The following is a 2091-nucleotide window of genomic DNA, read 5'->3' as shown; positions in this document are numbered from 1 at the left end:
CACGTTCATCCGGGGAGACCTCCGGCCAAGGTTGGTGCTTCGCAACCCCAGCTTCTCAGCCGCTCCCCGGGTGAACAACCTTCATAGCTTCGACATCTAGGCCAGCCCGCCTACACGCGATGACGCCGGACAACCGTCCGTCGCGGTCCGGGCGCTAGACGAGCGCGTCCGCCCTACAGCGCCCAGCCCTGGTGCATCGCCGCGACGCCGCCGGTGAAGTTGGTGATCGTCACCCGCTTGAAGCCGGCGTCCTCCATCATCCCCGCGAAGGTCCGCTGGTCGGGGAAGCGGCGGATGCTCTCGACCAGGTACTGGTAGGCGTCGCGGTCCTTGGCCAGCCACTCGCCGAACTGCGGGATCAGCTTGAACGAATAGGCGTCGTAGGCCTTGGACAGGGCCTCGGTCACCGGCTTGGAGAATTCCAGGCACAGGAACCGGCCGCCCGGCTTCAGCACCCGCCGCGCCTCGCGCAGGGCCGCGTCGATGTCGGTGACGTTGCGGATGCCGAACGAGATCACATAGGCGTCGGCATAGGCGTCGGGCAGCGGCAGCCGCTGGGCGTCGCCGACCGTCCAGGTGATCTCGGGCGCGCCGCCCTTCTCGATGCCCGCGCCGATCATCTCGGCGTTGTAGTCGATGATGTTGATCAGGGCGTCGGGACCGCCGCGCCGCTGCTGGGCCGCCCGGGCCATTTTCGCAAAGCGCCGGGCCATGTCGCCGGTGCCGCCGGCGCAGTCGATGATCACCTCGCCGGGCTGCGGGTTGAGGCGCGCGGCCACCGCGTCCTTCCACAACCGGTGCACCCCGCCGCTCATCACGTCGTTCATCAGGTCGTAGTTCTTGGCGACCCGGTCGAACACCCCGCGCACCAGGCCGGCCTTGGCCGAGGCGTCGACGTCCTTGAATCCGAAGGTGGCGGAGGCCTTGGTCATGCGGTCGCTCGAAATTCGCTGGGGCGCGGCCCCGTGTCGTTCGGCTCTTATAACCGTCAGCGTCCGTCCGTCACCGGTTTTGCGTGGCCGGCCCCCGAGGAGGCCTAGGAACGGCGCGCGGGATGGCCGATATCTGGCGGCCCACAGCGATCCGCTCCGAGGTCTCTCTTGCCCGAACTGCCCGAAGTCGAGACCGTGCGCCGCGGCCTGGAGCCGGTGCTGGGCGGCGCGCGCCTGGCCCGCGTGCGCGCCAACCGTCCCGACCTGCGCTTCCCCCTGCCCGACGGTTTCGTCCAGCGCCTGACCGGGGCGAAGATCCTGCGGCTGGACCGCCGGGCCAAGTACCTGCTGGCCCCGCTGGACCGCGGCGACACCCTGGTCATGCACCTGGGCATGACCGGGCGTTTCGAGATTGCTTCGCCGGTGGGCTCGATCAGGCCCGGCGACTTCGCCCGCCCGGTCACGCCCGACGACAAGCACGCCCACGTGGTGTTCGAGACCGAGGCCGGCGCGACCGTCACCTATTACGACCCCCGCCGGTTCGGCTTCATGGACCTGGTCGCCACCGACCGGCTGGACCGCCATCCGTGGTTCGCCACCATGGGCCCCGAGCCCCTGGGCGAGGCCTTCGACGCCAGGACCCTGGTCGCGGCGTTCAACGGCCGCAAGCAGGGCCCCAAGACCCTGCTGCTGGACCAGAAGACCGTCGCCGGCCTGGGCAACATCTATGTCTGCGAGGCCCTGCACCGGGCCCGCATCTCGCCGTTCAAGCCGGCGGGGATGATCGCCGGCAAGCGGTTGGGCCCGCTGACCGCGGCGATCAAGGACGTGCTGGCCGAGGCCGTCGAGGTCGGCGGCTCGTCGCTGAAGGACTTCGCGGCGGCCGACGGGGCCCTGGGCTATTTCCAGCACCGCTTCCGGGTCTATGACCGCGAGGGCCAGCCCTGCCCCACGCCGGGCTGCAAGGGCGTGATCGCCCGCGAGGTCCAGGCGGGGCGATCGACGTTCTTCTGCCCGGTCTGCCAGGTCTGACGGCATGGGGTCTTGGGTCTCCCGGATCGCGGGCGGCGGGCGCGGCTTCGCGGCTCACGCGGAAACCGCTGAGGGGATGAGGAGGCGCGGAGCGGCCGGGCCAGGCCCGGAGACCGTGAGTCGTGTT

The 2091-nt window shown here is 70.3% G+C and carries 2 protein-coding genes; one reads left to right on the top strand and one right to left on the bottom strand.

The genetic code is table 11. The annotated features are described in order from the left end of the window. Positions 1 to 173: 173 nt before the first annotated feature. Positions 174 to 932, bottom strand: coding sequence for a class I SAM-dependent methyltransferase (locus BM066_RS25665; RefSeq protein WP_089931224.1), 759 nt, complete (start codon positions 930 to 932; stop codon positions 174 to 176). A 168-nt stretch (positions 933 to 1100) separates the two neighbouring features. On the opposite strand from BM066_RS25665, the gene mutM reads away from it, so the two are divergent. Beyond that, positions 1101 to 1964 carry a bifunctional DNA-formamidopyrimidine glycosylase/DNA-(apurinic or apyrimidinic site) lyase gene (gene mutM / locus BM066_RS25660; protein WP_089931222.1) on the top strand — a complete coding sequence of 288 codons (864 nt, stop codon included), beginning with the start codon at positions 1101 to 1103 and terminating at the stop codon, positions 1962 to 1964. The last annotated feature ends 127 nt before the right edge of the window (positions 1965 to 2091 follow it).

The sequence above is a fragment of the Caulobacter sp. UNC279MFTsu5.1 genome (genome assembly GCF_900114015.1).
GTDB lineage: Bacteria > Pseudomonadota > Alphaproteobacteria > Caulobacterales > Caulobacteraceae > Caulobacter.
Note: the sequence above shows the minus strand (reverse complement) of the source record. Positions and strands in the feature narration are given on the sequence as shown.